General features: G+C 69.6%; 24 protein-coding genes and 1 riboswitch. Of the genes, 5 read left to right on the top strand and 19 right to left on the bottom strand.

Annotated elements, in window-relative coordinates; genetic code table 11:
* Nucleotides 1-12: 12 nt before the first annotated feature.
* Nucleotides 13-216, bottom strand: coding sequence for an AsnC family protein (locus tag ACFVRO_RS15345; RefSeq protein ID WP_223586807.1), 204 nt, complete (start codon nt 214-216; stop codon nt 13-15).
* 209 nt (nt 217-425) lie between these two features.
* Here ACFVRO_RS15345 and ACFVRO_RS15340 point away from each other — a divergent pair, with 209 nt between their 5' ends.
* A complete protein-coding gene (locus tag ACFVRO_RS15340; protein WP_223586806.1) occupies nt 426-1,388 on the top strand; it encodes a LysR family transcriptional regulator in 963 nt (320 codons plus the stop codon).
* Here the strand turns inward: ACFVRO_RS15340 and ACFVRO_RS15335 are convergent.
* The 6 genes from ACFVRO_RS15335 to ACFVRO_RS15310 are packed head-to-tail and all read right to left on the bottom strand — an operon-like array spanning nt 1,375 to nt 7,742.
* Nucleotides 1,375-2,223: an alpha/beta fold hydrolase gene (locus ACFVRO_RS15335; protein ID WP_386953805.1), complete on the bottom strand. Its 849-nt coding sequence runs from the start codon at nt 2,221-2,223 to the stop codon at nt 1,375-1,377. The genes ACFVRO_RS15340 and ACFVRO_RS15335 overlap by 14 nt on opposite strands.
* Nucleotides 2,213-3,133, bottom strand: coding sequence for an ATP-binding cassette domain-containing protein (locus tag ACFVRO_RS15330; RefSeq protein WP_386953803.1), 921 nt, complete (start codon nt 3,131-3,133; stop codon nt 2,213-2,215). Before ACFVRO_RS15330 ends, ACFVRO_RS15335 begins: the two co-directional genes overlap by 11 nt.
* Complete coding sequence (locus ACFVRO_RS15325) at nt 3,130-4,149, bottom strand: ABC transporter ATP-binding protein (protein WP_386953800.1); 1,020 nt, start codon at nt 4,147-4,149, stop codon at nt 3,130-3,132. The genes ACFVRO_RS15330 and ACFVRO_RS15325 overlap by 4 nt, the downstream gene beginning before the upstream one ends.
* Complete coding sequence (locus ACFVRO_RS15320) at nt 4,142-5,128, bottom strand: ABC transporter permease (RefSeq protein ID WP_105676139.1); 987 nt, start codon at nt 5,126-5,128, stop codon at nt 4,142-4,144. Before ACFVRO_RS15320 ends, ACFVRO_RS15325 begins: the two co-directional genes overlap by 8 nt.
* Nucleotides 5,125-6,054 (bottom strand): ABC transporter permease, encoded by a 930-nt coding sequence (locus tag ACFVRO_RS15315; protein ID WP_223587476.1) that lies wholly within the window; start codon nt 6,052-6,054, stop codon nt 5,125-5,127. Before ACFVRO_RS15315 ends, ACFVRO_RS15320 begins: the two co-directional genes overlap by 4 nt.
* Nucleotides 6,055-6,059: 5 nt before the next feature.
* On the bottom strand, nt 6,060-7,742 hold the full coding sequence (locus ACFVRO_RS15310; RefSeq protein ID WP_386953798.1) for an ABC transporter substrate-binding protein: 1,683 nt from the start codon (nt 7,740-7,742) through the stop codon (nt 6,060-6,062).
* A 299-nt stretch (nt 7,743-8,041) separates the two neighbouring features.
* On the opposite strand from ACFVRO_RS15310, the gene ACFVRO_RS15305 reads away from it, so the two are divergent.
* Complete coding sequence (locus tag ACFVRO_RS15305; protein ID WP_386953795.1) at nt 8,042-9,073, top strand: S66 peptidase family protein; 1,032 nt, start codon at nt 8,042-8,044, stop codon at nt 9,071-9,073.
* A 60-nt stretch (nt 9,074-9,133) separates the two neighbouring features.
* Here ACFVRO_RS15305 and ACFVRO_RS15300 read toward each other — a convergent pair whose 3' ends face one another.
* From ACFVRO_RS15300 to ACFVRO_RS15280, 5 genes are all read right to left on the bottom strand, one after another.
* Entirely contained in the window at nt 9,134-10,588 is a 1,455-nt protein-coding gene (locus ACFVRO_RS15300; protein ID WP_105676145.1) for an MFS transporter, read from the bottom strand.
* 79 nt (nt 10,589-10,667) lie between these two features.
* Nucleotides 10,668-12,398 carry a beta-galactosidase family protein gene (locus tag ACFVRO_RS15295; RefSeq protein ID WP_386953793.1) on the bottom strand — a complete coding sequence of 577 codons (1,731 nt, stop codon included), beginning with the start codon at nt 12,396-12,398 and terminating at the stop codon, nt 10,668-10,670.
* Between the two features lie 57 nt (nt 12,399-12,455).
* Entirely contained in the window at nt 12,456-13,817 is a 1,362-nt protein-coding gene (locus ACFVRO_RS15290) for an ABC transporter substrate-binding protein (protein ID WP_386953792.1), read from the bottom strand.
* Nucleotides 13,818-13,881: 64 nt separating this feature from the next.
* Nucleotides 13,882-14,772, bottom strand: coding sequence for a carbohydrate ABC transporter permease (locus tag ACFVRO_RS15285; RefSeq protein ID WP_386953790.1), 891 nt, complete (start codon nt 14,770-14,772; stop codon nt 13,882-13,884).
* Nucleotide 14,773: 1 nt separating this feature from the next.
* Entirely contained in the window at nt 14,774-15,691 is a 918-nt protein-coding gene (locus tag ACFVRO_RS15280) for a carbohydrate ABC transporter permease (RefSeq protein WP_386953787.1), read from the bottom strand.
* A 156-nt stretch (nt 15,692-15,847) separates the two neighbouring features.
* Between ACFVRO_RS15280 and ACFVRO_RS15275 the strand changes: the two genes are divergently transcribed.
* Nucleotides 15,848-16,834, top strand: a complete 987-nt coding sequence (locus ACFVRO_RS15275; protein WP_386953784.1) for a LacI family DNA-binding transcriptional regulator — start codon at nt 15,848-15,850, stop codon at nt 16,832-16,834.
* 164 nt (nt 16,835-16,998) lie between these two features.
* On the opposite strand, the gene ACFVRO_RS15270 is transcribed toward ACFVRO_RS15275, so the two are convergent.
* From ACFVRO_RS15270 to ACFVRO_RS15240, 7 genes are all read right to left on the bottom strand, one after another.
* Nucleotides 16,999-17,358: a Fe-S protein gene (locus ACFVRO_RS15270; RefSeq protein WP_341939834.1), complete on the bottom strand. Its 360-nt coding sequence runs from the start codon at nt 17,356-17,358 to the stop codon at nt 16,999-17,001.
* Between the two features lie 140 nt (nt 17,359-17,498).
* Nucleotides 17,499-17,972, bottom strand: coding sequence for a 6,7-dimethyl-8-ribityllumazine synthase (ribH, locus tag ACFVRO_RS15265; protein ID WP_386953781.1), 474 nt, complete (start codon nt 17,970-17,972; stop codon nt 17,499-17,501).
* On the bottom strand, nt 17,969-19,231 hold the full coding sequence (ribA, locus tag ACFVRO_RS15260; RefSeq protein ID WP_341939832.1) for a GTP cyclohydrolase II: 1,263 nt from the start codon (nt 19,229-19,231) through the stop codon (nt 17,969-17,971). Before ribA ends, ribH begins: the two co-directional genes overlap by 4 nt.
* The gene (locus ACFVRO_RS15255) at nt 19,228-19,866 is read right to left on the bottom strand and encodes a riboflavin synthase (protein ID WP_386953779.1); all 639 of its coding nucleotides are present in this window, start codon (nt 19,864-19,866) and stop codon (nt 19,228-19,230) included. The genes ribA and ACFVRO_RS15255 overlap by 4 nt, the downstream gene beginning before the upstream one ends.
* Nucleotides 19,866-20,909 (bottom strand): bifunctional diaminohydroxyphosphoribosylaminopyrimidine deaminase/5-amino-6-(5-phosphoribosylamino)uracil reductase RibD, encoded by a 1,044-nt coding sequence (gene ribD, locus ACFVRO_RS15250; RefSeq protein WP_386953776.1) that lies wholly within the window; start codon nt 20,907-20,909, stop codon nt 19,866-19,868. Before ribD ends, ACFVRO_RS15255 begins: the two co-directional genes overlap by 1 nt.
* 52 nt (nt 20,910-20,961) lie before the next feature.
* A riboswitch (FMN riboswitch) is annotated at nt 20,962-21,105 on the bottom strand.
* A 67-nt stretch (nt 21,106-21,172) separates the two neighbouring features.
* On the bottom strand, nt 21,173-22,036 hold the full coding sequence (locus ACFVRO_RS15245; protein ID WP_386953773.1) for an Fpg/Nei family DNA glycosylase: 864 nt from the start codon (nt 22,034-22,036) through the stop codon (nt 21,173-21,175).
* Between the two features lie 46 nt (nt 22,037-22,082).
* A complete protein-coding gene (locus ACFVRO_RS15240) occupies nt 22,083-22,697 on the bottom strand; it encodes a TetR/AcrR family transcriptional regulator (RefSeq protein WP_223586795.1) in 615 nt (204 codons plus the stop codon).
* Nucleotides 22,698-22,849: 152 nt separating this feature from the next.
* Here ACFVRO_RS15240 and ACFVRO_RS15235 point away from each other — a divergent pair, with 152 nt between their 5' ends.
* Together ACFVRO_RS15235 and ACFVRO_RS15230 are read left to right on the top strand one after the other, a co-directional pair.
* The gene (locus ACFVRO_RS15235) at nt 22,850-23,650 is read left to right on the top strand and encodes an SDR family NAD(P)-dependent oxidoreductase (protein WP_386953771.1); all 801 of its coding nucleotides are present in this window, start codon (nt 22,850-22,852) and stop codon (nt 23,648-23,650) included.
* Between the two features lie 10 nt (nt 23,651-23,660).
* Nucleotides 23,661-24,779 carry a DUF5938 domain-containing protein gene (locus ACFVRO_RS15230; protein ID WP_386953768.1) on the top strand — a complete coding sequence of 373 codons (1,119 nt, stop codon included), beginning with the start codon at nt 23,661-23,663 and terminating at the stop codon, nt 24,777-24,779.
* The last annotated feature ends 47 nt before the right edge of the window (nt 24,780-24,826 follow it).

The following is a 24,826-nucleotide window of genomic DNA, read 5'->3' as shown; positions in this document are numbered from 1 at the left end:
TGTGTGACCGGCTCAGCTGCGGCCGAAGCGGCGGTGCGCGGCCTGCTTCGTGACGCCCAGCGCGCTCGCGATCGCCTGCCAGGAGTAGCCGAGATTGCGGGCCTTGCGCACCTGCGCCTCCTCGGCGCGCGCGATGTCGAGGCGGAGCCCCGCCAGGCGGTGCAGCTCGGCCAGGGGTTCTGCCCCGTCTTCGGAGACGGCTGACGCCTTCACCATGATCCACGACCTTTCCGTCAACAATCATTGACGTCCATCCTGATCGAAGAGACGACGAATGTCAACACGAATTGACGACAGGTCCGACCCCTCCGACAGGGCGGCCGCGCACCGGGCGCCGAGCCTTCGCCTCGATAGGATGAGGCATCCGGAAGCCGCGTGAACCCGCACGGAACGGCGACCGGCCACCACCCGCCGATGGAGTCCCCGTGGCCACGATCGACCCCCGACGTCTGCTCGTCCTGCGCGCCTTCGTGCTCTCGGACTCCGTCACCGCCACGGCGGCCGCACTGCACCTCACGGCATCCGCCGTCTCCCAGCAGCTCGCCGCGCTCGAACGGGAGGTGGGTCAGCCGCTCATGGTGCGCACGGGGCGCAAGCTCGCGCTGACGCCCGCCGGACGCATCCTCGCCGAGCACGCGGAGGAGATCAACTCGCGCCTCAAGATCGCCGAGGCGGAGCTCGCCGCGCACTCCGGCGGCCTCCTCGGGCAGCTGCGCATCGGCGCGTTCCCGACCGCGATCAGCTGGGTCGTCGCCCCCGCGATCGTGGAGCTGCGCCGCAACGCCCCTGGCATCGACGTCAAGGTCGTCGACGCCGAGGCGCACATGAGCCACCGCATGCTCATGCGCGGAGACATCGACGCCACCGTCAGCCTGGAGTACGAGTCCGACCCCGAGCGCGATTCCCCCGACATCGTCAAGTTCCCGCTCTACATCGAGCGGTTCAAGGCGGCGGTCCCGCACAGCCACCCGCTCGCCTCATCCGACGGCGTGGAGCTGACGCAGCTCATCGAGGACGGCTGGATCATGCCCTCTCCCGGAAACCCCTCGCGCACCATGGTGCTGCAGGCGTGCGCGGAGCTGGGGTTCCACCCGACGATCACGCACGTGTCTGACGACTACCGCGCCGCGGTCTCGCTCGTCGCCGCCGAAGCCGGGGTGTGCCTGGTGCCGGAGTCCGCACTGTCCGCGCGGGACGCAGAGTGGGTGACGATCCTGCCCACGCAGGGGATCGCCCCGCTGCGCAAGGTCATCATGACCACACGTCGCGACAATCAGGGGCACCCGGTGGTGCGCGCGGGCCTCGACGCGATGCGGACCGTGCTCGCCGAGCCCGACTCGGAGATCCACGGTCCGCTCGCGCGTTCCGACACGTTCAGCGTGGAGTGACCGACCCCGTCGACGGAGCGTTCTCGCGCAGGAACGCGTCGACGTGCCGGTGGTACTCGACCGGCTTGTCGCGGCGGACGCAGTGGTGCGCCCCGTCGATCACGACGATGTCGAACCCGGGAGCGACCGCGGTGAGGCGCTCACGGGAGTGCTTGTCGACGATCACGTCGCCGGTCCCGGTGACCAGCAGCGCGGGCACCCCGGTCGGTCCGACGGTGATCTGGCGGGCCGTGGGGGTCCAGATGCGGCGCTTCTCGTGCACGCGCTGTTCCATGTAGGCGATGTCGACCGCCTTCATGGCCTCGGCGAGGGGCCGCAGCTCCTCCTCGGGCCAGTGCGGCTTCTGGGCGCGCTGCATCTCGACGAGCTCGTCGACGGTCGCGGTGTCGGCGAAGTCGAACGGGTCCTTCTCGGTCTGCTCCACGCTGAGCCACGGGTTGGGGCCGGCCTCCGGCACCCACCACGGCGGATCCTCCAGCACCACCCCGGCCACCAGATGAGGCGCGTCGGCCGCGACGAAGGCGGCGATGCGCGCGCCCATCGAGTGCCCGACGATCAGCGTCCGCCGTCCCGTCTCCTCGAGGATGTCCTCCAGGATGTCGATCGCGTCCTGCACCATCACGTCGGTCGACGGCACGCCCTCGTGCTCGGGGAGGCGTCCGGGCGAGCGGCCGTGACCCCGCGCATCGGGGGCGACGATGTGGAAGTCGTCCCCCCAGCGGCGTACCGCATCCCCGTAGCAGGCGCCGGACTCGACGGCGCCGTGCAGGATCAGGATGACGGGAGCCTCTTCGGCATCCCGTCCGAACTCTCGGACGAACAGGTCAGTACCCACGTGTCCTCTTTCTGTCTCGTGCCGGGCCGGCTTCTGGCCGAACCACGGCGTCGTGGTCATTCGGTGAGTCATGGTCACGATCGTCGCACGTGCGCTCGATCGTGCGCACGGGGGCGTCGTCATGAGTCGGGAGCTCCGCCTCCGGTGTCGCGTCGACGAGGGACTGCGTGTACGGATGCTGCGGCGAGCGGAAGATGTCGTCCGACTGCCCCGTCTCGACGATCCGCCCGCGGTTCATGACCGCGACGCGATCACTGTAGAGGCGGATCACGGCGAGGTCGTGGCTGACGTGCAGGAACGAGATCCCCTGATCGCGCTGCAGGTCGGCGAGCAGGTTGAGGATCTGCGCGCGCACCGAGACGTCGAGCGCCGAGGTCGGCTCGTCCGCGATGATCAGGGCGGGCTTGAGCGCGAGCGCCCTGGCGACCGCGACGCGCTGCAGCTGTCCGCCCGAGGCCTCGTGCGGGTAGCGCTCGAGGTAGTCGGAGCCCAGCCCCACCGAGGCGAGCAGGTCGATCAGCTCCGCTGTCGAGGTCGTCTCGCCGTGCGCGCGGAACACGTTCTCGAGCGTCTGTCGCACGGTCTGCCGCGGATTCAACGAGGCCAGCGGATCCTGGAACACCATCGCGACGTTGCGCCGCAGACCGCGGAGGCCCTTCGCGCTGAGCTGCGCGATGTCCTGCCCGTCGGTGACGACGGAGCCGGAGGTCGGAGCGATCAGTCCGTTCGCCATCCGCGCCAGGGTCGACTTGCCCGACCCCGACTCGCCCACCAGCCCCAGCGCCTCGCCGCGGCCGACGTGCAGGGTGACGCCGTCGACCGCGAGCACGGTCTTGCGGTTCCTGGCGAACACGCCGCCCGTGCGGTAGCGCTTGGTGACGTCCGTCATCACGAGGATCGGTTCGCTCATCGGGCGGCCTCCTGCAGGTCGGGGAGACGATCGAGGTGGCACGCGGCGCGGTGCAGGCCGTCGGTGCGCGCGCCCCGCACGGTCGGCGCCGGCAGTTCGGTCTCGCAGCGTCCGTCGAGGCGCGCGGCGAAGGCGCATCGGGGAGCGAAGGCGCACCCGGCCCCTGCGTCCCGCAGCGACGTGGGGACTCCGGGGATCGCGCGGAGCCGCGCCCGCTCGCCCTCGGCGTCGAGACGCGGGGTCGCGGCCCTGAGCCCCGCGGTGTACGGATGGGCCGGCCGTTCGAAGATGTCGCGCAGGGTCCCGTACTCGGCCTCGCGCCCTGCGTAGAGCACGAGCACATCGTCGGCGGCGCTCGCGACGACCCCGAAGTCGTGGCTGATCAGCAGCATCGCCATGCCGTACTCGTCCTGCAGGCCGCGCAGCAGCGCGAGGATCTGCGCCTGCACGGTGACGTCGAGCGCCGTGGTCGGCTCGTCGGCGATCAGCAGGGCGGGGCGGTTCACCAGCGCCATCGCGATCACGGCGCGCTGGCGCATGCCGCCGGAGAACTCGTGCGGGTAGCGTCGGGCGCTCTCGGCGGGGTTCGGGATGCCGACGCGGTCCAGCATCTCCACGGCGCGAGCGAGCGCGGTGCGGCGGGAGACGGAGGAGTCGTGGAGCCGCACCGCCTGCACGATCTGCGCCCCGATGCTGAGGTAGGGGCTCAGCGCGGAGAGCGAGTCCTGGAAGACCATCGCGACGTCGGCTCCGCGGATCCGACGCAGCGCCCTCTCCTCGGCGGTGAGCATCTCGCGACCGGCGACGCGGATGCTGCCGCGCGCGCTCGCCGCCGGAGGCAGGAGCCGCATGATCGAGCGGCCCGTGATGGTCTTGCCCGAGCCGGACTCGCCCACCACGGCGAGCGTGCGGCCCTTCTCGACCGAGACAGAGAGGCCGCGGACGACGTCGACGTCGGCGCCGCCCAGGGCGAAGGAGATGGAGAGGTCGTCGATCTGGAGCACGGGTTCAGGCACGGCGGATCCTCGGGTCGAGAAGCGGCATGAGCATGTCGGCGAGGAGGTTGCCGATGATGATGAGGAAGGCGGAGAACAGGGTGACCCCGACCACCAGACTGAGATCGGACTCGTTCACCCCCGCGAGCAGGAGGTCGCCGAGGCCGTGCAGGCTGAACACCTTCTCGGCGATCACCGAGCCGCCCAGCAGCGCGGCGACGTCGAGGGCGAACATCGCCACGATCGGGATCATCACGCCGCGGACGGCGTGCGCGTTCACACGGCGGGGTGATGCGCCCCGCGCGGTCATCGCGACCAGGTGGTCGGAGGACAGCTCGCCGAGCAGCTGGGTGCGCGTCACCCTGATGTAGCCGGCCGCCAGGATGATCGACAGCACCATCCACGGACCGATCAGATGCCAGGCCCACTCCCACGGCGACTCCGAGATCGGGACGAACCCCGAGTAGGGGAGCGCGTTCAGCATGAATCCGAACACCTGCACCACCAGCAGGCCCACGAGGAACGTCGGCACGGCGAGGCCGAACATCGCGAAGCCGGCGGAGAACCTGTCGATGAGGCCGCCCTTGCGGATGGCGGATGCCGCGCCGAGGCCGACGCCGACGAGGAGGCAGAGCACCGCGGCGCCGAACGTCAGCGACAGCGTCACGGGAAGGCGCTCGACGATGAGCGTCGTCACGTCGCTCTGGTTGGGGAACGAGTACCCGAAGCAGGGGGCGGCGCAGTGCACCTGCTGCGAACCGGAGCCGTAGGTGCGGCCGACGAACAGCCCCTTCACGAACTCGACGTACTGCCAGAGGACGCCCTTGTCGGTCTGCATGTAGGCGCTGACCTTGGCGAGGGTGTCGGCGGGGCAGGGCTTGCCGCACATGGCGCGAGCGGGGTCGCGCGATGCGCCGAAGAAGAGGGCGATCGTCACGAAGGCGATCGCGAGGAGCATGAACACCGCGGTGAACAGGCGGCGGGAGATGTAGCCGATCATGATGCGTCCTCCGTGCGCACATCGAGGACGTCGCGGAGCGCGTCTCCGGCGAGAGTGGCCCCGAACACGATGCAGAACACCACAGCGCCGGGGAAGACCATGTACCAGACGTCGGCGCCGCTGTAGATCCAGGGGAGGGAGTCGGACAGCAGCTTGCCGAGGTCGGGGACGTCGCCGCGCAGGCCGACGCCGAGGAAGGACAGACCGGCGACCATGCTGACGTTCGCCGGGAGGGACATCGCGAACAGCACGACGACGAGTCCGAGGAGGTGGGGGAGCATCTCCCGGCGGATGATCTGCCAGGGCGGCGCACCGGTGGAGCGTGCGGCCTCGACGAACGCGCGGGCGTTCACGGCTCCGGCCTGGGCGCCGATGATCCGGGCCGGCACAGTCCAGCCGAAGAACGCGAGCACGAACACGAGCACCAGCTCCCGGGGGAACTCCGGGGGGACGATCACCATCACGGCGATCACGAACATCAGCCCGGGGAAGCCGAACATGAAGTCGATCACCCGTCCGGCGACCGCGTTGAGCCAGCCGCCGAAGTAGCCCATCGCGGTGCCGAGTGCAGCCGCGAAGACGATCGAGATGATGCTGGCAGCGAAGGCGATGAACAGCGAGGAGCGGATGCCGTAGACGATCTGCGCGAACAGGTCGATGCCGGTCACCGGGGCGACGCCGAGCCAGTGCTCGGCGCTCACGCCGCCGAGGGGGCCGAGCGGCCGACCGCCGTTCGGGTCGAGGAGATCCGTGTGGAACGAGTACGGGTCCTGCCCCTCGAGCGCGACGAGAACCGGCGCGAGCAGCCCGGCGAGGAGCGGGATCGCGAGCATCACGAGTCCGATCACCGCCGAGCGCTTCCGGGTGAAGCGGCGGAGGACCGACGGGCGTCGGCCCTCCGCGCGCTTCGTGTCGACCAGGGTCATGGTGCTCACTCGGAGATGCCGACGACCAGCTCGTTCGCGAACGGCGGGTAGGCGGGGATGAAGTAGTTCACGATGTTCGATCCGGCGAGAGCCTGGGTGCGCTGCACCAGGATCGGGACGATCGGAGCATCCTCCATGATCTGCCTGTCGATCGCGGCCCACATCTCTCCGGCCTTGTCGAGGTCGGGCTCGGAGATCGCGGCGTCGATCGCGGCGTCGACATCCGGGTTCGAGTAGTTCGAGGCGTTCCCTCCGCCGTTCCCGATCTCGCTGGATGCGAACAGCGGCTGGATCGTGCTCATGCCGCTCGGGAAGTCGGCTCCCCATCCGCTCGTCGTCATGTCGTAGTCGCCGCCCCCGGAGGAGACGAGCTCGTACCAGGTGTCGGAGTCGAGGCCGTTCAGTTCGACCGTGATCCCGGCCTTCTCGAGGGAGTTCTTGATGCTGAGGGCCTCCTTCTCCTCGATCGCGCTGACGTCGGTCGGGTAGGTGAGGCTCAGCGTGAGGTCGGTGACGCCGGCATCCGCCAGGAGCTTCTTGGCCTTGTCGACGTCGCCCTTGTCGCCGCCGTCGTAGAGGTCGAACTCCTCGTAGCCCGGCATGCCGGGCGTCATGATCGTGGAGCTGATCTGCCCGCCGAACTTCGGTCCTCCGTAGACGCTCTGCACCTCGGCCTTGTTGAGGGCGAAGTTGATCGCCTGGCGGACGCGCACATCCGCCAGCTCGGGGCTCTTCATGTTCAGTGCGAGGTAGCGGAAGTAGCCGGAGGGGCCGTTGGCGAGGCGGTCCGAGATCGAAGGGTCGGACTCGATGCGCTGGAACTGGGACGGCGAGATCAGGGCGTTGCTGATCGCGTCCTTGTCATCGCCCTTGTCATCGATGAGGCGCTGCACGATCGTGTCGTTGTTCAGACCCATGTCGACGACGATCTTGTCGGGGCCCGCGAATCGCACGTCGTCGGTCTTCTCGTCCCAGTGCGGGTTGCGCTCCAGCACGGCCTGCGAGCCCTTGGAGTACTCGGTGATCATGTACGGGCCGCTGGCGACGGGGTGCTCGCCGTAGGTCTCCGGCTCCGTGTCGGCGGCGGCCGGCACCGGCGCGAACGCGGGCATGCTCACGATCCACGGCCAGTTGCCGAACGGACGGTTGAGGTGGAACACGATCGTCTGGTCGTCGACGACCTCGATCGAGTCCAGCTCCTCGCCGTCGTAGGGGCCCTCGTAGTCCTCCGCGCCGACGAGCAGGGTCTTGTGGTAGCCGAGGCCGCCCTGGAACATCGGAGCGAACGAGCGCTCGACGCCGTACTTGACGTCCGCGGCGGTGATCGGGGTGCCGTCGGAGAAGAGGAGATCGTCCTGGAGCGTGAAGGTCCAGGTCTTCCCGCCGTCGTCGGTGGTGCCGGTGTCCGTCGCCAGGTCGGGGGTGAGGATCGTCTCCTTGTCGGGGAACGTCTGCCACGAGGTGAGTCCGCGGTGGACCCAGCGCAGGCGGCTCGTGGGCACCATCTGCGCGTTCGCGGTCTCCCACGACTCGTTCGCACGACGGGAGAGGTAGTGCAGGGTGCCGCCGGTGGGGACGGACTCCATCGCCGTCGCCGTGCCGTCGGACGTGGACTCCGTGGGTCCGGAGTTCGCATTGCACCCGGTCACCACGAGGGCGACGACGAGCGCGAGCCCTCCGAACAGCACTTTCCGAGATCGATTCACCATTGATCGCGCTTCCTGTGAGGCGGTCCCCCATCGGGTCGGGGGCGAGAGTGGTCTCTCAGGAATGCAGTCTGTCGGCGCGTCTGCGACGGCGTCCATCGAGCAGTTCTGCACGTGATCTGTAAGAAGAACTTAACGATCGCAGGCGTTCGCCGAGAAGACTCGAGGCGGGCACGCACAGTGCGACGTGGCTCGGGTCCAAGAATAGTCGATCAGGCCGCTCTTGGCCAGAAGAAGCCCGCCGGAGTGCGGAGGCCGCCGTGCTGAGACAGACTGGGCGGATGCTGTCCGCTCCGAAGCTCACGTCCGGCGACAGGGTCGCCGTGCTGTCCCCGGCCTTCGCCGCACCCGCGGTCGCGCCCGCCCTGCACGAGCAGGCGATGAGCCGTCTCGCGGCCCTCACCGGGCTCGTCCCGGTGGAGTATCCGACGACGAGGCTCCTCGACGCGACGCCCGAGGCGAGGGCGGCCGACGTCAACGCGGCGTTCGCCGACCCGAGCATCCGCGCGATCCTCGCGACGATCGGCGGAGACGATCAGATTCTGGTGGTGCCGCACCTCGACGCCGCGCTCGCGACAGCGGATCCGAAGCCGTTCGTCGGATACAGCGACAACACGAACATCCTGAACTGGCTGTGGACCCACGGCGTCAGCGGCTACTACGGCGGCTCGACCGCGGTGCACCTCGGCCCCGGCCCCGCCGTCGACGACGTGCACCTGCGTGCGCTGCGCGCCCTGCTCCTCGACGGCGGGACGCTCGAGATCACCGAGCCGGGGGAGTCGGAGGACGTGGGGCGGCGCTGGGCCGATCCGCGCGCGCTCACCGAGTACGGAGATCGCGTGCCCACCGATCCGTGGACCTGGGCGGGCCCCGCCGCGCGGGTGGCGGGGCGGACCTGGGGCGGCTGCCTGGAGTCGATCGACGGTCTCGCGTTCCTCGGGCGTCTGCCGCAGCCGCACGAGCTCGAGGGCGCGATCCTGCTGCTGGAGACGAGCGAGGAGCGCCCGCCGGCCGGCTGGGTGGCGCGCTGGCTGCGCTGCCTCGGCGAGCTCGGCATCCTCGACGCCGCCGCGGGCGTGGTCATGGCGCGCCCTCCCGTGAGCGACTTCGAGTTCCGGCCGACGCCCGGTGAGGCGAAGGCGCTGCGCGACGCTCAGCGCGACGTCGTGATCGACGTGGTCGGTCGATACAACCCCGACGCCGTCGTCTGCGTCGGCGTCCCGTTCGGCCACACGCGTCCGCAGTGGATCCTGCCCTACGGCGGGACGATGGTGCTCGACGGCGCCGCGCGGACGATCACCGCGGACTACTGAGACGGACGACGGAGGGCGGCGCACCCGTGCGGTGCGCCGCCCTCTCTTCGCCCGCCCTGCTCAGGGCTGGGCGACGACGCCCAGATCGGCGTCGTAGTCGTGATCCTTGGTCTCGGGGGAGAGGATCAGGGCGATGAACGTCAGCACGCCCATCGCGGAGAGGTACAGGCCGACGAGCCACGGCGCGCCGCCCGCCCACTCCCAGAGTTTGAGCGCGATCAGCGGCGCCACAGCGGCGCCCAGGATCGACGACACGTTGTACGAGATCGCGGAACCCGTGTAGCGGACGTTCGTCGGGAACAGCTCGGGAAGGAGAGCGCCCATCGGGCCGAAGGTCGCCCCCATGAGCATGAAGCCGAACACGAGGAAGGCCTGGGTCAGCGCGCCGGTGAACTTCGGATCGAGAGCGGGCAGCAGGAAGGCGTTGAACGTGAGGCCGAAGACGATGATGACACCGGTGACCCAGAGCAGCAGCTTGCGGCGGCCGACGGCGTCGGCGATCGGCCCCGACAGCAGCGTGAAGATGCCGAAGAACACGACGCCGATGATCTGCATCAGCACGAAGTCCGTGTAGCCGAAGCCCAGGCCGGGGTAGAACTGCGCGGCGAACGCGGTGGCGTCGAACGGTTTGCCCGTCGCCTCCGCTGCGGCCTGCGCGGCTGCGGATGCCGTCTCCAGATCAGCCGCCTTGGTGCCGTAGGCGAGGGTGAAGTTCGTCATCAGGTAGAACAGCACGTACGTCGCCAGCATGATGAACGTGCCGAGGATGAGCTGCTTCCAGTGGTGGCGGAACACGGTCGCGAGCGGGAGCTTGCGGATCGCGCCCTTCTTCTCGGCCTTCTTGAAGGTGTCCGACTCGACGAGCTTCAGGCGCACCCACAGGCCGATGATGACCATGACGGCCGAGAACAGGAACGGGATGCGCCAGCCCCAGGAGAGGAACGCCTCGGATTTCAGCGCCGGGTTCTCGGAGTGCGGCAGCATCCAGTTGATGCCGAGGAACAGGAAGTTGGCGATGATGAAGCCCAGCGGGGCGCCCAGCTGCGGGAACGTGCCGTACCAGGCGCGCTTGCCCGCCGGGGCGTTCTCGGTCGCGACCAGCGCGGCTCCCGACCACTCGCCGCCGAGTGCGAAGCCCTGCGCGAGACGCAGGAGCAGCAGCAGGAGCGCCGCCCACCAGCCGATCTGCTGGAAGGTGGGGAGCAGCCCGATCACGAACGTCGCGATGCCCATCGTGAGGAGCGAGGCCACGAGCGTCGCCTTGCGGCCGAACTTGTCGCCGAAATGACCGAACACGACCGCGCCGATGGGGCGGGCGACCATGGCCGCGCCGAACACCGCGAAGGAGGACAGCAGGGAGGTCGTGTCGTTCCCGGTCGGGAAGAACAGCACGGGGAACACGAGCACGGCGGCCGTCGCATAGGCGTAGAAGTCGTAGAACTCGATGGTCGTTCCGACGAGGCTCGCGGTGATGACCCGTGAGCGGGGGTTCGCCGGCGCGGTGGATGTGCTCAAGATGTTCCTCCGATCATCGCTCCGTGCGGAGCACGTCGGAGTATACGCTTTCCTGAGCGTGGGCTGGGTGACCGGCCGCTCACTCCTCGGTGACGCCGAGCGAGAGGCCGGGCAGGAAGCCGGCGGTGGGGGAGAGCAGCTGCTCCAGCTCGAGCACGACGAGTCGGTTCTCCCCGGAGCGCGTCGCGGGCGACGGCGCATAGAGCGTCCGCTGGGGGCCGTTGCGCCAGTACCGCCCGAGGAAGAATCCGTTGAGGAACGCGTACCCCTTGCTCCACGCCGCGGTGTCGATGAAGAGATCGGCTGGCTCATCGAGGTCGAACACCGCGGTCCACGCCGAAGGTCCGGCCGTGCTCGTGCTCGTGGTCAGGGGCAGGTGCGCGGCGATCTGCGCCACGTCCAGCGGCGTGGACGCCCAGCCGACGAGGGGCGCCCCCTCCAGCGTCACGGCGCCGATGAGGCCCTTCCGCTCGCCGAGGCGGTGGTCGTAGTTCACCCGACCCTGGTCCTCGACGAGGATGCTGAGCACGCGTCCGTCGGGGATCGCGATGGTCTGGTCGTGGCGGGTGCGGGCGAGCGTGCCGACGGGCACGCCGTCGACGCTCACCCAGGCGAGGTCGCGCACGTCGTCGAGACGGAGCACGCCGCCGCGCCCCTCGGGGAGGTCGACGTCGTACCGCACGAGCGCGCTGAGGTGCGAGAGCTCCTCGAAGGATGCGGGGGCGTCGGTGCGGACGGCGGATGCCGGAGCATCCGTCCAGGAGCCGGCGGGGTCGAGGGCGACCGAGAACGTCGGAGCGTCGCGGCGCGCCGCGGGCAACTCGTCGGGCACCGGCGCGTGCTTCGCGATGACGTCACGGAAGGCGAAGAACTTCGCGGTGGGCTGTCCGGCCTCGTCGAGCGGCGCGTCGTAGTCGTAGGAGGTGACGAGGGGGAGGTAGCGCCCCTTGTCGTTGGCCCCGTTGGTGAGGCCGAAGTTCGTGCCGCCGTGGAACATGTAGATGTTCACGGATGCCCCGGCCGAGAGGAGCGCGTCGAGGTCGGACGCAGCGGCCTCCGTGCTCGTCACGTGGTGCACGCCGCCCCACCAGTCGAACCAGCCGTCCCAGAACTCGGAGCACATGAGCGGTCCGGTCGGCTGATGCCGACGGAGGGTGGCGAGCCGCTCGACGCTGCGCGAGCCGAACGACGCGGTCTTGTGCAGCCCGGGCAGGCTGCCGTCCTCCAGCATCTGGGCCGTGGGCTGATCGACGGTCGTCAGCGGGACGGTGATTCCGGCATCCCTCGTGACCTCGACGAGAGCGCGGAGGTACTCCTTGTCCGAGCCGTAGGCGCCGTACTCGTTCTCGATCTGGACGAGGACGACGGGTCCGCCGCGGTCGATCTGCCGGGGAGCGACGATCTCGTACACGCGGCGCAGGTACGCGCTCACGTCCGCGAGGTAGGCCGGGTCGGACGACCGCAGCGCGGTGCCGTCGGCGGTGAGCCAGACGGGGAGTCCGCCGTTGTGCCACTCGGCGCAGATGTAGGGGCCGGGGCGGACGATGGCGTCCAGGCCCTCGGCGTGCACGAGGTCGAGGAATCCGCCGAGATCGTTCCAGCCCGTCGCGTCCCAGTCGCCGCGCCGCGGCTCATGGGCGTTCCAGGCGACGTAGGTCTCGATCGTGTTCAGCCCCATCAGCCGCGCCTTGCGGATGCGGTCCTGCCACTGGTCCGGGTGCACGCGGAAGTAGTGGATGGCGCCGGAGATCACCTGGTGCGGGCGGCCGGCGCGGAGGAAGTGGTCGTCGCCGATGGAGAAGCTGGTCACGATGAAGTGCTTTCGATGAGAGGGCGGGCGCGCCGTGCGGCGCGCCCGCCCCGGGTGTTACTTGTTGACGGAGAAGCCCTGGGCGTTGCCGTACTCGACCAGCGCGTCCTGCCAGGCGGTGAGGCCCTCGTTCAGGTCCGTGCCGTTCTGGTACGACTGGCCGACGGTGTCGCCGAAGATGCTGTTCGCGTAGACCTGGTAGGGCAGGTAGTGCCATCCCTTGACGACGCTCTTCGCGGCATCCGCGAGCACCTCGTTGATCTTCTGGCCGCCGAAGTACTCCGGCGCCTCGCTGAGGAACTCGTCGCTGGAGAGCTCGGCGTTGGTCGACGGGAACCCGCCGGACTCGAGGAAGATCTTGATGCTGTCCTCGGAGTTGTTCAGCCACCACAGGAAGCCCGCGGCGAGGGCCGGGTTCTTGCTCTGGGTGGTCACGGCCTGACCGCCGCCGCCGTTCTCCGCGCTGGCGGGGGAGCCGTCGTAGGTCGGCATCGGGGCGACGCGCCAGTCTCCCGAGCCGTCAGGGGCGCCGGAGATGAGGTTGCCCGGCATCCAGGCGCCGATGATGAGGGTCGCGATGCTGCCGTCGCCCAGGCCGCGGAACCACTCGTCGCTCCAGCTGGAGGTGGGGGCGACGAGGCCCTCGGAGACGAGGCGGTTCCAGTTCTCGGTCCACTTCTTCGACCCGGCGTCCTGGAGGTCGATCGTGACATCGGTGCCCTCTGTCTGGAACGGCGTGCCGCCGGCCTGCCAGATCATCGAGGTCGCGAAGCCGGCGTCGCCGGTGTCGTTGGTGATGTACGCGTTCGGGTTCGCCGCGTGGATCGCCTTGGCGGCCTCGTAGTACTCGTCCCACGTGGTGGGGACGGCGATGCCGGCGGCGTCGAAGACGGACTTGTTGTAGAACAGGGCCATGGGGCCGGAGTCCTGCGGGAGGCCGTAGATCGCCTTGTCGCTGGTCACGGAGCCCCAGGTGGATGCCGTGTAGTCGTCCTCGAAATCGGCGAAGCCGTACTGCGCGAGGTCGACGAACGAGTCCGTCAGCGAGAACTGCGGGAACGCCTGGTACTCGATCTGCACGACGTCGGGGGCGCCGGATCCGGCCTTGATGGCGTTCTGCAGCTTGGTGTACTCGTCGTTGTTCGTTCCGGCGTTGACCAGGTTGACCTTGACGTTGGGGTAGGCCTTCTCGAACGCCTCGACCTGGGCCTCGGCGGAGGGCGTCCACGACCAGTAGGTGATCTCGCCGCCCTTCTCGAGTGCGGCCTTGACGGAGTCGAACGTGCCATCGCCTGCGGCGCTGCCGCCGCCGTCGGAGGTGCCGCCGGCTGAGCAGCCGGCGAGGGCGATGGCGGCGACGGTGCCGGCCGCGAGCACGGCGAGGGCGCGCCGCACCGCGGGTGAGGGAAGGTGCTTCATTGCTGTGTCCTTTCGGGAGGTGGTCCGGCTCTGGACCGGGTGTTGCAGGGAGGGGGACGGGAGGCTACTGCTTGACGCTTCCCGCGGTGAGACCTGACTGCCAGAAACGCTGCAGCAGCAGGAAGGCGATGACGATCGGGACGATCGTGAGCAGGGAGCCCATGATCACGAGGTTGTAGATGGGCTGGGAGCCCGCGCCGATCGCCTGGGAGCTCCACTGGTTGAGGCCGACGGTGAGCGGATACCAGGCGGGGTCGGAGAGCATGATCAGGGGCAGGAAGTAGTTGTTCCAGGTCGCGACGACCGTGAACAGCGCCACCGTCACGATGCCGGGCGCCAGCAGGCGCAGCGAGATCGTGAAGAAGGTGCGGAACTCCCCGGCGCCGTCGATGCGCGCCGCCTCCAGCAGTTCGGTCGGCACCGACTCCGAGGCGAAGACCCAGATGAGGTAGAGGCCGAACGGGCTGATCAGGGAGGGGATGATCACGGCCCACGGCGTGTTCGTGAGCCCGAGCTCGCTGAACAGCAGGAAGGTCGGCACCGCGAGGGCCGTGCCGGGAACGGCGACCGCGCCGAGCACGACGGCGAACACGGCACGGCGGCCGGGGAAGCGGTACTTGGCGAGACCGTACCCCGCCATCGTCGCGAGCAGCGTCGCGCCGCCGGCCCCCACCACGACGTACAGCAGCGTGTTGCCGAGCCAGCGCAGGAAGATGCCGTCGCGGTACGTGAAGGTCGCCGCGAGGTTGTCGAAGAACGCGAAGTCGTCGGCGAACCACAGCCCGAAGGAGCTGAAGAGGCCCGACTGGGTCTTGGTGGAGCTGAAGAGCAGCCAGACCAGGGGGACGATCGTGTACAGGCCGTACACGATCATCACGATGAGGAGCGTGTTGGACTTGCGCGGGTTCAGGGGGTCGTTCCGACGGGTCCGCGAGCGGGCGAGGGGGAGAGCCATGTCAGCGCACCTCCGACTTCGAGCCGCGCAGTTGCACGACGTAGGCGATGACGGCGGTGATGACGCCCATGATGATGGCGATCGTCGCCGCGTAGTTGAACTGCTGCCCGGCGAAGGACAGGTTGTACGCGTACATGTTGGGCGTGTAGTACGTGGTGATCACGTTCGGCGCGAGCGGCCGCAGGATGTTGGGCTCGTTGAAGAGCTGGAAGCTGCCGATGATCGAGAAGATCGTCGCGATGACGACCGCCCCGCGCACGGAGGGGATCTTGATGGAGAAGATCGTGCGCCAGGCGCCGGCCCCGTCGAGGGAGGCGGCCTCGTACATGTCAGTGGGGATGGTCTTCAGCGAGGAGTAGAAGATCAGCATGTTGTAGCCCACGAACTCCCAGGTCACGATGTTGCCGATCGAGGCCAGCATCCACTCCTTGGCGAACGGCGTGAGCGCATCGAATCCGAGGAGGTCGTTGACGTTGCCGGCGAGGCCGAACTGGTCGCCGTAGATGTAGCCCCACATGAGGACGGCGACGACGGCGGGCACGGCGTAGGGCAGGAAGATCAGGATGCGGAAGAAGGATGCTCCCCGCAGTCGCGCGCTGTCGAGGGCGAGCGCCGCGCCGAGCGCCAGCGCGAGCATGATCGGCACCTGCACGACGAGGAACAGCAGGACGCGGCCGAACGCCTCCCAGAACTGCGGGTCGGTGAGCGCACGCACGTAGTTGTCCAGGCCGACGAAGGCCGTGCCGCCGATGAGCTTCTCCTGGAAGAAGCTCAGGTAGAGCGCGTAGGCGAGCGGCGTGAGGAACACCAGGGCGAAGACGACCATGAAGGGGCCGACGAACGCCCAGCCGTTCCAATTGCGCTTCTCGCGGCGGGGGATGCTCAGCGCACCTCGTGCCGCGGTGATTTCTGTCCTCATCGACGAGACCTTCTCTGATTCGGGCGTCGGGTGCGCCATGTGTCAACGTCAACATATGCGATGGACTGTTAGTGTGTCAACGTCAACACATGAATGGATGTGATCGTGTCCTCAGCAGAAACGGCAGAGTCGCCGCATCGGCGCCGTGAACCTTCCATGGAGGATGTCGCACGCGAGGCCGGAGTGTCCGGTCAGACCGTCTCGCGCGTCGTCAACGCGCGCGGCTACGTCGGCGCGGCGACCAGAGAGCGCGTGGAGGCGGCGATGCAGCGCCTCGGATACCGGCCGAACAGCGCAGCGCGCGCACTGCGGTCGGGCAGATTCCGCACCATCGGCGTCGTGATGTTCTCGTTCAGCTCGTACGGCAACCAGCGAACGCTCGACGCGATCGCGGTGCGCGCCGCCCAGCTCGGATACGCCCTCACCCTCATCCCGGTCGAGTCCAGCGCGCGCGACACCGTCGCCGGCGCCTTCCGTCGCCTGGAGGAGCACGCCGTCGACGGCATCATCATCGTCATCGAGGCCCACCAGCTCGACGAGGCCGACGTGGAGATCCCCGATGCGCTGCCCGTCGTGTTCGTCGACTCGAACCGCACGGTCGAGCATCCCTTCGTCGACACCGATCAGGCTCAGGGCGCACGCCTGGCCACCGAGCATCTCCTCGATCTCGGGCACGACACGGTCTGGCATGTCGCGGGTCCGGAGAGGTCCTACTCCGCAGAGCGTCGAAGGGAGGCCTGGCAGGCGACCCTCGAGTCGCGCGGACTCCAGGTCCCCGGCGCCCTGGTCGGCGACTGGAGCGCGCAGTCCGGCTACGCGGCGGGTCTCCGCCTCCGGGAGGTCGACGGAGTCACCGCGGTCTTCGCGGCGAACGACCAGATGGCGATCGGCGTGCTGCGGGCTTTCCGTGAGATCGGCCGCGACGTGCCGGGAGACGTCAGCATCGTCGGGTTCGACGGGCTGCCGGACGCCGCGCAGCTGTGGCCTCCTCTGACGACCGTGCAGCAGCATCCGGAGCGCGTCGGGGCACTCGCCGTCGACGCCCTCCTCGCGGAGCTCGACAGCGGGGAGCGACGGCACACTCCGCTCGTCGGCACCGAGCTCGTGGTTCGGGGCAGCACGGCGCCGCCGCGGAGGCGCTAGGCCCCTGCGCCGAGCCGCGCGGACTGGCCGTTCGGAACTCCGGAGAAGCTCGGTTCTCCGGAGCACAGCGCCCGTTCACGCCTGGAGCCCGCCCCGGATCTCCGGAGTTCTGGAGCGCAGGGCGGAGCGCCCGCTCCGGATGCCGCGGGTCGCGCCGTCGGGGCTCAGCGCCAGATGGCCGCGATGCCGGCGTTGACGGCGGTCAGGATGCCGACGAGCCAGAACACGGCGGGGGCGATGGCGTCGCCGCGCTTTTGGCGGGCCGTGCCGATGCCGAGCAGGGCTCCGATGATCAGCAGGATGACCAGCTTGGTGCCGATCTTCACGTAGTTCATCTCGGCGCCCTCCGGCAGACCCCACGGCGCGGCGAGTGCGAGACCGGCGACCGCGGCGATCGTCATTCCGACGCTCATCAGCCGCGTGAACTCGCGCGTGCCGCCGAACGCCTGCACAGCCCAGGAGCCGAAGAGCACGGCGAATCCGATGAGGTGAACGAACAGGACGATGTGGCGCAGGATCTCCATGCGCTCACCGTACGCCGGAACCGGTATTCCGCGCCAGAAAGGCGACCCTCAGTGCTCACGCCTTCGAGCGCGATTCCGAGGGTCGTCCGTTGAACGACGAGGGTCGCGCGCTCGGTCCGATCGCGCGACCCCGTCGCCCGTCAGCCCCGCAGCTCCCTGATGAGGAGCGCGGTGCGCAGCGCGGCATCCGCGGCCTCTGCGCCCTTGTCCTCCTTGGAGCCCTCGAGGCCGGCACGGTCGAGACCCTGCTTCTCGTCGTCGAGGGTCAGCACGCCGAAGCCGACCGGCTTGCCCGCGTCGAGCGACACCCGGGTGAGGCCGTCGGTCGTGGCCGCCGAGACGTACTCGAAGTGCGGGGTGCCGCCGCGGATGATCACGCCGAGCGCGACCACCGCATCCGCTCCGCCGGCGAACGCCGCCTGCGCGGCCACCGCGAGCTCGAACGAACCGGGCACGCGCACCAGGCGATGCGTCGCCTGCGCCTCGTTCAGGACGCGCTCCGCTCCGGCGATCAGGCCGTTCGTGATGGTGTCGTGCCAGGTGCCGGCGATGATCACGACGTCGAGTCCCCGCCCGTCGATGCTCCCGGCCTGGGGTGCGCCTGCGCCGCTCATTCGTCGTCCTTTCCGTCGGCGAGAGCCTCTGCGAGCTCCGCCTCTCCGATGATGTGACCCATCCGGTCACGCTTGGTCTCGAGGTACTGGTGGTTGTTCGGCCCGACGCCGACGATCAGCGGCACCTGCTCCACGACGTCGAGCCCGAGCTCGCGCAGCTGCTTGACCTTGTCGGTGTTGTTCGTCAGCAGGCGCACCTTCGACACGCCGAGATCGGCGAGGATGCCCGCCGCCGCCGCGTATTCGCGGGCGTCGGCGGGGAGGCCGAGGGCGAGGTTCGCGTCGACCGTGTCGAGCCCCTCCTCCTGCAGGCTGTACGCCCGGAGCTTGTTGATGAGCCCGATGCCGCGTCCCTCGTGACCGCGCATGTAGATGACGATGCCGCCCTCCTGCTCGATCGCGTCGAGCGCCGCGTCCAGCTGAGGCCCGCACTCGCACTTCAGCGAGCCGAACGCCTCGCCGGTGAGGCACTCGGAGTGCACGCGCACCAGAGCGGTCTCGGTCGGCTCTCCCGAGACGACGGCGATGTGGTCGGTGCCGCTGACTCTGTCCTTGTACGCGAGGAAGCGGAACGTGCCGTGCGAGGTCGGAACCGTCGCATCGGCCCTCAGGCTCACCCTCCTGCCGGGGGAGGCGACGGCGCCGTCGGGGTCGATCTCGTTGAGGTGCGCGATCAGCTGCTCGATCGTGATGACGGGGACGCCGTCGCGCTCGCCGAGCTCGAGGAGACCCGGCATCCGCATCATGCTGCCGTCTTCGGCGACGACCTCGGCGATCGCGCCGACCGGACGCAGCCCCGCCAGCTTCATGAGCTCGACGGCCGCCTCGGTGTGGCCGCTGCGTTCGCGCACGCCGCCGTCGACCGCGCGGAGCGGCAGCACGTGACCGGGGCGGATCAGATCGCCCGCGGTCGACGAGGGGTTCGCCAGCACGTTCAGGGTGTGCGCGCGGTCGTGCGCGCTGATGCCGGTGGTGACGCCGGACGCGGCATCCACGCTGACCGTGTACGCGGTCGAGCGCGCGTCCTCGCTGGTGGCGACCATGGGCTGCAGGTTCAGGCTGTCGGCGAGATCGGTGGGCATGGGCGCGCAGATGAATCCCGATGACCAGCGCACGGTCCAGGCGACCCACTCGGGTGTCGCGAGCTCGGCGGAGAGGATGACGTCGCCCTCGTTCTCGCGGTTCTCGTCGTCGGCGACCAGCACCGGCCGGCCGGCGCGGAGCGCGTCGAGCGCTTCGGGGATGGTGGACAGGCTCATCGCGAGCCTCCTTCCTGTGCGACGCCGAGCTCGCGGAAGGCGAGCAGACGTTCGACGTGTCGGGCGAGGACGTCGGTCTCGAGGTTGACGCGGTCGCCGACCGCGCGCGCGCCCAGCGTGGTGGCGGCGAGGGTCTCCGGGATGAGGGAGACCTCGAACCACGCGTCGGCCTCGGACGGGGCGCTCACGGCGCTCACCGTCAGAGACGTGCCGTCGACCGAGAGGGAGCCCTTGTCCACGACCAGCGGGGCGAGGTCGGCGGGGAGGCTGATCCGCAGCACGCTCCACTGCGCGCCGGGGCGCACCTCCAGCACGGCTCCCGTGCCGTCGACGTGGCCCTGCACGATGTGGCCGCCGAGGCGGGCGCCCACGGGCATCGCCTTCTCGATGTTGACGCGGGTGCCCACGGTCGCGCCGCCGATGGCCGCCACGTCGAGGGTCTGCTTCATCACGTCGGTGTCGAAGGTGTCGGCGGTCGAGCCCACCACGGTCAGGCACACGCCGGACACCGCGATCGACTCGCCGTGCACGGCATCCGCCGCGGCCTTCGGGGCGCGCACCGTGAGCCGCCAGCCGTCGCCCGCTGGCGCGATGGCGGTGATCTCGCCGATCTCCTCGATGATTCCGGTGAACATCAGGCAGCTCCTTCGTCGTGAGCGTCGGTCGCGGTCGCGGGGTGTGCGATCGCGAGCAGGTCGGTTCCGAGCGGCAGCCACTCGTCGATGTCGAGGCGCACGGCCGCGTCGATCGACGGCACGCCGATGTCGGTGAGGGCGAGGCGCCGGCCGCCGAGCAGCACCGGGGCCACGTACGCGAGCACCCGGTCGGCGAGACCCGCGGCGATGAAAGCGCTCGCGAGGGTCGGGCCGCCCTCGACGAACACGCTCTGGACTCCGCGTGCGTGCAGATCGGCGACGACGGCCCGCAGGTCTCGGGTGTCGTAGAAGACGGGGGGGTGCGGATGCCGGCGCACCGCGGCGTCGTCAGGGGTCGGCCTCGAGCCGATCACGACGGGGACAGGCTGGTGCGGATGCAGTGCATCGCCGTCACGGGCGGTGAGAGCGGGGTCGTCGGCGAGCACGGTGCCGGTGCCGACGACGATGGCGTCGGCCGCCGCGCGCCGTCGATGCACGTCGGCGCGGGCCGCGGGCCCTGTGATCCACTGGCTGGAGCCGTCGTCCGCTGCGGCGCGTCCGTCGAGGCTCTGCGCCCACTTCACGGTGACGTGCGGTCGCCCGAGGCGCTGCGCGGTGAGCCAGCCGTCGATCAGGGCGTGCGCGGCATCCGCCTGCTCGCCGGACTCGACGTGGACGCCGGCGTTCCGCAGCCGCTCAGCGCCTCCGCCCGAGACCGCGCCGGGATCGTCGAGGGCGTACACCACGCGGGCGGCGCCGGCGTCGATCAGGGCGAGGGCGCACGGGCCGGTGCGGCCGGTGTGATTGCACGGCTCGAGGGTGACCACGGCCGTCGCTCCGCGGGCGGCGCCGGGCGCGAGCTTCGAGAGCGCATCGACCTCCGCGTGCGGGGTGCCGGCGCCGTGGTGCCAGCCCTCGGCGAGGACGTCGCCGTCGGGGGAGAGGATGACGGCGCCCACCTGCGGGTTCACGCCCCGCGGCCCCCGCGCTGCGAGTTCGAGCGCGCGACCCATCGCGCGGCGCTCAGCCTCGGTCACTGCCATCCGTCGTCCTCCTCTGAGGCTCCGGGGGATGCAGAACGCGCGCGCGACCGCGCCGTGCTGCCTCCCTTCCGGACTAGCGAGATGACTCTCGCATCACCGTCGGTTCCGGATTTCCACCGGATCGGCATCCCGGTGGAACCGAGACGCTCGCGGACTGTCACCGCCGGTTCGGATTCACACCGACCCCGGAGCACGTTGATGCTCTGAGTGTACTCAACGCGTCTGACAGAGATTCATTCCGCGACATGAAAGGGAACGCGGTGCTACTTGAGCAGCCGCGACAGGCGGCGATCGGCGAGCGGCTTGCCGCCCGTCTGACACGTCGGGCAGTACTCCATCGAGCGATCGGCGAAGAACACGCTCCGCACGATGTCGCCGCACACGGGGCACGCCTCCCCGCGGCGGGCGTGCACCTGCATGCCGCGGCGCTTGGCATCCTTCAGATCGGCGGGAGGCTTGCCGGAGGCCGCGGTCACCGCATCCGTCAGCGTCGCGTGCGTCGCGGCGAACAGCCGGTCGATCTCGTCGTCGTCGAGCTTCGCGGAGATCGCGTACGGAGACATGCGCGCGGCGTGCAGGATCTCGTCGGAGTAGGCGTTGCCGATGCCGGCGATCACGGCCTGATCGCGCAGGAGGCCTTTGATCTGCATCCGCTTCCCCGCGAGCAGGCCGGCGAAGACCTCGCGGGTGAACGACGGGTCCAGCGGATCAGGGCCGAGCCGGGCGATGCCGGGGACGTCCTGCGGATCCCGCACGACGTAGACCGCGAGCGACTTCTTGGTGCCGGCCTCGGTGAGATCGAACCCGCTGCCGTCGTCGAGGGCGATGCGCAGCGCGATGGGCGACTTGCCCGGCTTGATCAGCGTGGTCGGGAGGGCGTCGTACCAGCGCAGCCACCCGGCCTTGGCGAGGTGGAATGCGAGGTGCAGGTCGTCGCGGCAGGTCAGCACGACGAACTTGCCGTGGCGGGACGCCGCCGTGATCTCCGCGCCCTGGAGTGCGTGGATGGGCGGATCGTAGGTCTTCAGCGCCGAGATCGCCGCCACCGTGGCGCGGGTGATGGTGCGCCCGACGGTGCGCTCGGCGAGGAACGTCGTCAGTCCCTGGACCTCGGGCATCTCCGGCATGGACTCATCCTGACACCGGCATCCGACATCCGGCTAGGGGCGACGCTCAGACGGCGCTCAGCAGCAGGCGGATGCTGGCGGCGCGCAGGTGCTCGACGGCATCCAGGTCTCCGCGCAGATAGGCGATGAGCGCGTTGAGGAAGATCCCGTCGAACAGCGCGTAGGCCGACGACGGGTCGACGACGGGCGCGCGTCCCTCGAGTTCGGAGAAGCGCTGGACGACGGCCCACACCATGTCGCTGAGCAGCCCGTCGATCGCGATGATGGTGTCGCGGAAGCCCGCGTCGAACAGGGCCTGATTGCGCAGGTCGTACCAGAGCCGGTGCATGTCGGCCTCGTCGCGCAGCGTGGACGCCATCTCTGCGCCGAACCGCTCGGCGAGCTCGGCTCCGCTCCTCGACGACTCGACGATGGGGTCGTAGCGCCGTGCGCACTCCGACTTGTACTGCCAGATCGCCTGGCCGATCAGATCATCTTTGTCCTCGAAGTAGTAGTGCAGCAGCCCGTGCGACAGCTCGCTCTGGGCGGCCACATCGCGCAGGCCGGTGCGGGCGAATCCGCGCTCGGCGATGGCCGTCAGCGCGGCATCCGCCAGCTCGCGTCGACGCGCGGCGAACTTGTCGGTACCCGCCCGCTCCGCGCGCACAGCCGCATCGCCCATCACGCCTCCTCCGGTCTCGGTGAAGCGATCATACGCCCTGCGGAGGGCGCCGATCGGCGTTTTTGGGCAGATGTCCAGATTTTCCTTGTCAAGTGTCCAAATTTCTGATCTGCTGTCCCCATCGCTTTCAACGACGAAAGGAACGGATCGACATGACCACTGATCTCACGGGGACGCGTGCCCTGATCACCGGCGGCGCGAGAGGGCTGGGGCTGCGCACGGCGCAGGTCCTCGCCGAGAGGGGAGCAGCCGTCGTCCTCGCCGACGTCGACGAGTCGGCCGGCACGGCAGCCGCCGCGGCGCTCACGGCAGACGGACGTCAGGCGACGTTCGTGGCCCTCGACGTGACGGATGACGCCTCCTGGACCGCCGCCACCGCGCAGGCGCTGGACGCCCTCGGCGGACTCGACGCCCTCGTGAACAACGCGGGCATCGAGATCTCCGACCTCTTCGTCGACCTCGACGCCGCGAACATGCGCAGGATCCTCGACGTGAACGTCCTGGGCACGGCGCTCGGCATCAAGCACGCCTTCCGCAGCATGCGTCAGGACGACGGCTCGGGCGCGGGCGGCGCGATCGTGAACATCGCCTCGGTGGCGGCGACCATCGCCTTCCCCGGCATCGCGGCGTACTCTGCATCCAAGTCCGCCGTCGAGCGGCTCACCAAGGTCGCCGCCGCGGAGTCGGGCCGTCTCGGCTACGGCGTGCGCGTGAACACGGTCTGCCCAGGGCTCGTCCCCAACGCGATGGGCGCGCAGCTGGCCGGGGACATGGAACGGCTGGGGCTGTTCCCCTCGGCGCAGGACGCCGTGACCGCCGTGGTCGGTCTCACGCCGTCGGGGCGCCTCGCGACGGAGGACGACATCGCCTCGGGGATCGCGTTCCTGCTGTCCTCGGACTCGGCTTTCGTCAACGGGACGACGCTGTCGATCGACGGCGCGATGGGGATGTGAGGAGAACACCATGAGCACGGACAAGCCCGTCGTCGTCTACGGCGTCAGCGGATACACAGGCCGGTTGATCTGCGAGTACCTGCGCGAACTCGGCGTGCCCTTCGTGGCCGCGGGGCGTGACGCAGAACGCGTCCGCGAGGTCGTGGAGAAGATCCCGGGGATCGAGACGGCCGACTACGAGATCGTCGGCGTCGAGAACGACGCCGCGGCGCTGGCGGACGCATTCGACGGCGCCAAGGTGATCTGCAACACGGTGGGACCGTTCATCAAGTTCGGCCCGGAGGTCGTCGAGGCCGCCCTGCAGATCGGCGCGCACTACACCGACACCACCGGCGAACAGGACTGGGTGATGGCCGCGCGCGACACGTGGGGGGCGCAGTTCGCCGCGAAGGGACTGCTGCTGTCTCCCGGCATCGCGCACATGTACACGACGAGCGAGATCGCGGCCAACATCGCCCTCGAGCCCGGGGGATACGACACCCTCGACATCCTCGTGTTCTGGAAGGGGCTGCCGACGTTCGCGTCGACGCAGACCATCTTCACGATCCTCAAGGCCGACTGGTACTACCTCGAGCAGAACCAGCTCGTCGCGTGGGACCACCTCTCGAGGTTCGACGTGACGGTGCCCGGCTACCACGAGCAGGCCGTCGCGGTGCCGTGGGGCGGGATGTCGCATCCGATCTGGTTCCAGCACGACCCGCGGGTGTCCAGCGTCCGCTCTTTCGGCGGCGTGCTCAACCGCGCCGTGATGGAGAACGTCGGACTGACGGTGCAGATGTTCGAGGAGCAGATCAAGCCGCTCGAGCCGGAGGCGCAGGAGAAGGCGCTGGCCGACATCGCCGCGGGCCTCCAGGCGAGCATGCCGCCTCGCGAGAACCCGCGTTACAACAGGTCGGTCGACTCGGTGCACGCGTCCGGTCCGCTCGGTCGGTCGCACGTGGTGATCCACGGCAACAGCAACTACAAGCAGACCGGACTGCTGCAGGCCTTCGCCGCGTTCTCGCTGATCCAGGAGGCGCCCCGCCGGGTCGGATTCGCCTCGGCGTGCCAGGCGTTCGGGCACCACGAGCTGCTGGGGCAGCTGCGCGCCTTCGGCCTCGTCGCCGAACCCGTGGTCACCCGGGTGTGACCCCCCCACAGGGGCGCCGCGCCTCCCCGGCGCGGCGCCCCGCCGCA

Origin of the sequence: Microbacterium sp. NPDC057944 (genome assembly GCF_042887445.1) — a bacterium.
Classification (GTDB): Bacteria; Actinomycetota; Actinomycetes; order Actinomycetales; family Microbacteriaceae; genus Microbacterium; species Microbacterium natoriense.
Note: the sequence above shows the minus strand (reverse complement) of the source record. Positions and strands in the feature narration are given on the sequence as shown.

Coding starts and splice junctions, on each gene's coding strand:
- ACFVRO_RS15320 (WP_105676139.1), bottom strand. CDS start 5,128: ATGATCGGCTACATCTCCCGCCGCCTGTTCACCGCGGTGTTCATGCTC.
- ACFVRO_RS15290 (WP_386953792.1), bottom strand. CDS start 13,817: ATGAAGCACCTTCCCTCACCCGCGGTGCGGCGCGCCCTCGCCGTGCTC.
- ACFVRO_RS15245 (WP_386953773.1), bottom strand. CDS start 22,036: ATGCCGGAGATGCCCGAGGTCCAGGGACTGACGACGTTCCTCGCCGAG.
- ACFVRO_RS15275 (WP_386953784.1), top strand. CDS start 15,848: ATGGAGGATGTCGCACGCGAGGCCGGAGTGTCCGGTCAGACCGTCTCG.
- ACFVRO_RS15255 (WP_386953779.1), bottom strand. CDS start 19,866: ATGTTCACCGGAATCATCGAGGAGATCGGCGAGATCACCGCCATCGCG.
- ACFVRO_RS15330 (WP_386953803.1), bottom strand. CDS start 3,133: ATGAGCGAACCGATCCTCGTGATGACGGACGTCACCAAGCGCTACCGC.
- ribD (WP_386953776.1), bottom strand. CDS start 20,909: ATGGCAGTGACCGAGGCTGAGCGCCGCGCGATGGGTCGCGCGCTCGAA.
- ACFVRO_RS15235 (WP_386953771.1), top strand. CDS start 22,850: ATGACCACTGATCTCACGGGGACGCGTGCCCTGATCACCGGCGGCGCG.
- ACFVRO_RS15315 (WP_223587476.1), bottom strand. CDS start 6,054: ATGACCCTGGTCGACACGAAGCGCGCGGAGGGCCGACGCCCGTCGGTC.
- ACFVRO_RS15280 (WP_386953787.1), bottom strand. CDS start 15,691: ATGAGGACAGAAATCACCGCGGCACGAGGTGCGCTGAGCATCCCCCGC.
- ACFVRO_RS15270 (WP_341939834.1), bottom strand. CDS start 17,358: ATGGAGATCCTGCGCCACATCGTCCTGTTCGTTCACCTCATCGGATTC.
- ribA (WP_341939832.1), bottom strand. CDS start 19,231: ATGAGCCTGTCCACCATCCCCGAAGCGCTCGACGCGCTCCGCGCCGGC.
- ribH (WP_386953781.1), bottom strand. CDS start 17,972: ATGAGCGGCGCAGGCGCACCCCAGGCCGGGAGCATCGACGGGCGGGGA.
- ACFVRO_RS15230 (WP_386953768.1), top strand. CDS start 23,661: ATGAGCACGGACAAGCCCGTCGTCGTCTACGGCGTCAGCGGATACACA.
- ACFVRO_RS15285 (WP_386953790.1), bottom strand. CDS start 14,772: ATGGCTCTCCCCCTCGCCCGCTCGCGGACCCGTCGGAACGACCCCCTG.
- ACFVRO_RS15305 (WP_386953795.1), top strand. CDS start 8,042: ATGCTGTCCGCTCCGAAGCTCACGTCCGGCGACAGGGTCGCCGTGCTG.
- ACFVRO_RS15240 (WP_223586795.1), bottom strand. CDS start 22,697: ATGGGCGATGCGGCTGTGCGCGCGGAGCGGGCGGGTACCGACAAGTTC.
- ACFVRO_RS15345 (WP_223586807.1), bottom strand. CDS start 216: ATGGTGAAGGCGTCAGCCGTCTCCGAAGACGGGGCAGAACCCCTGGCC.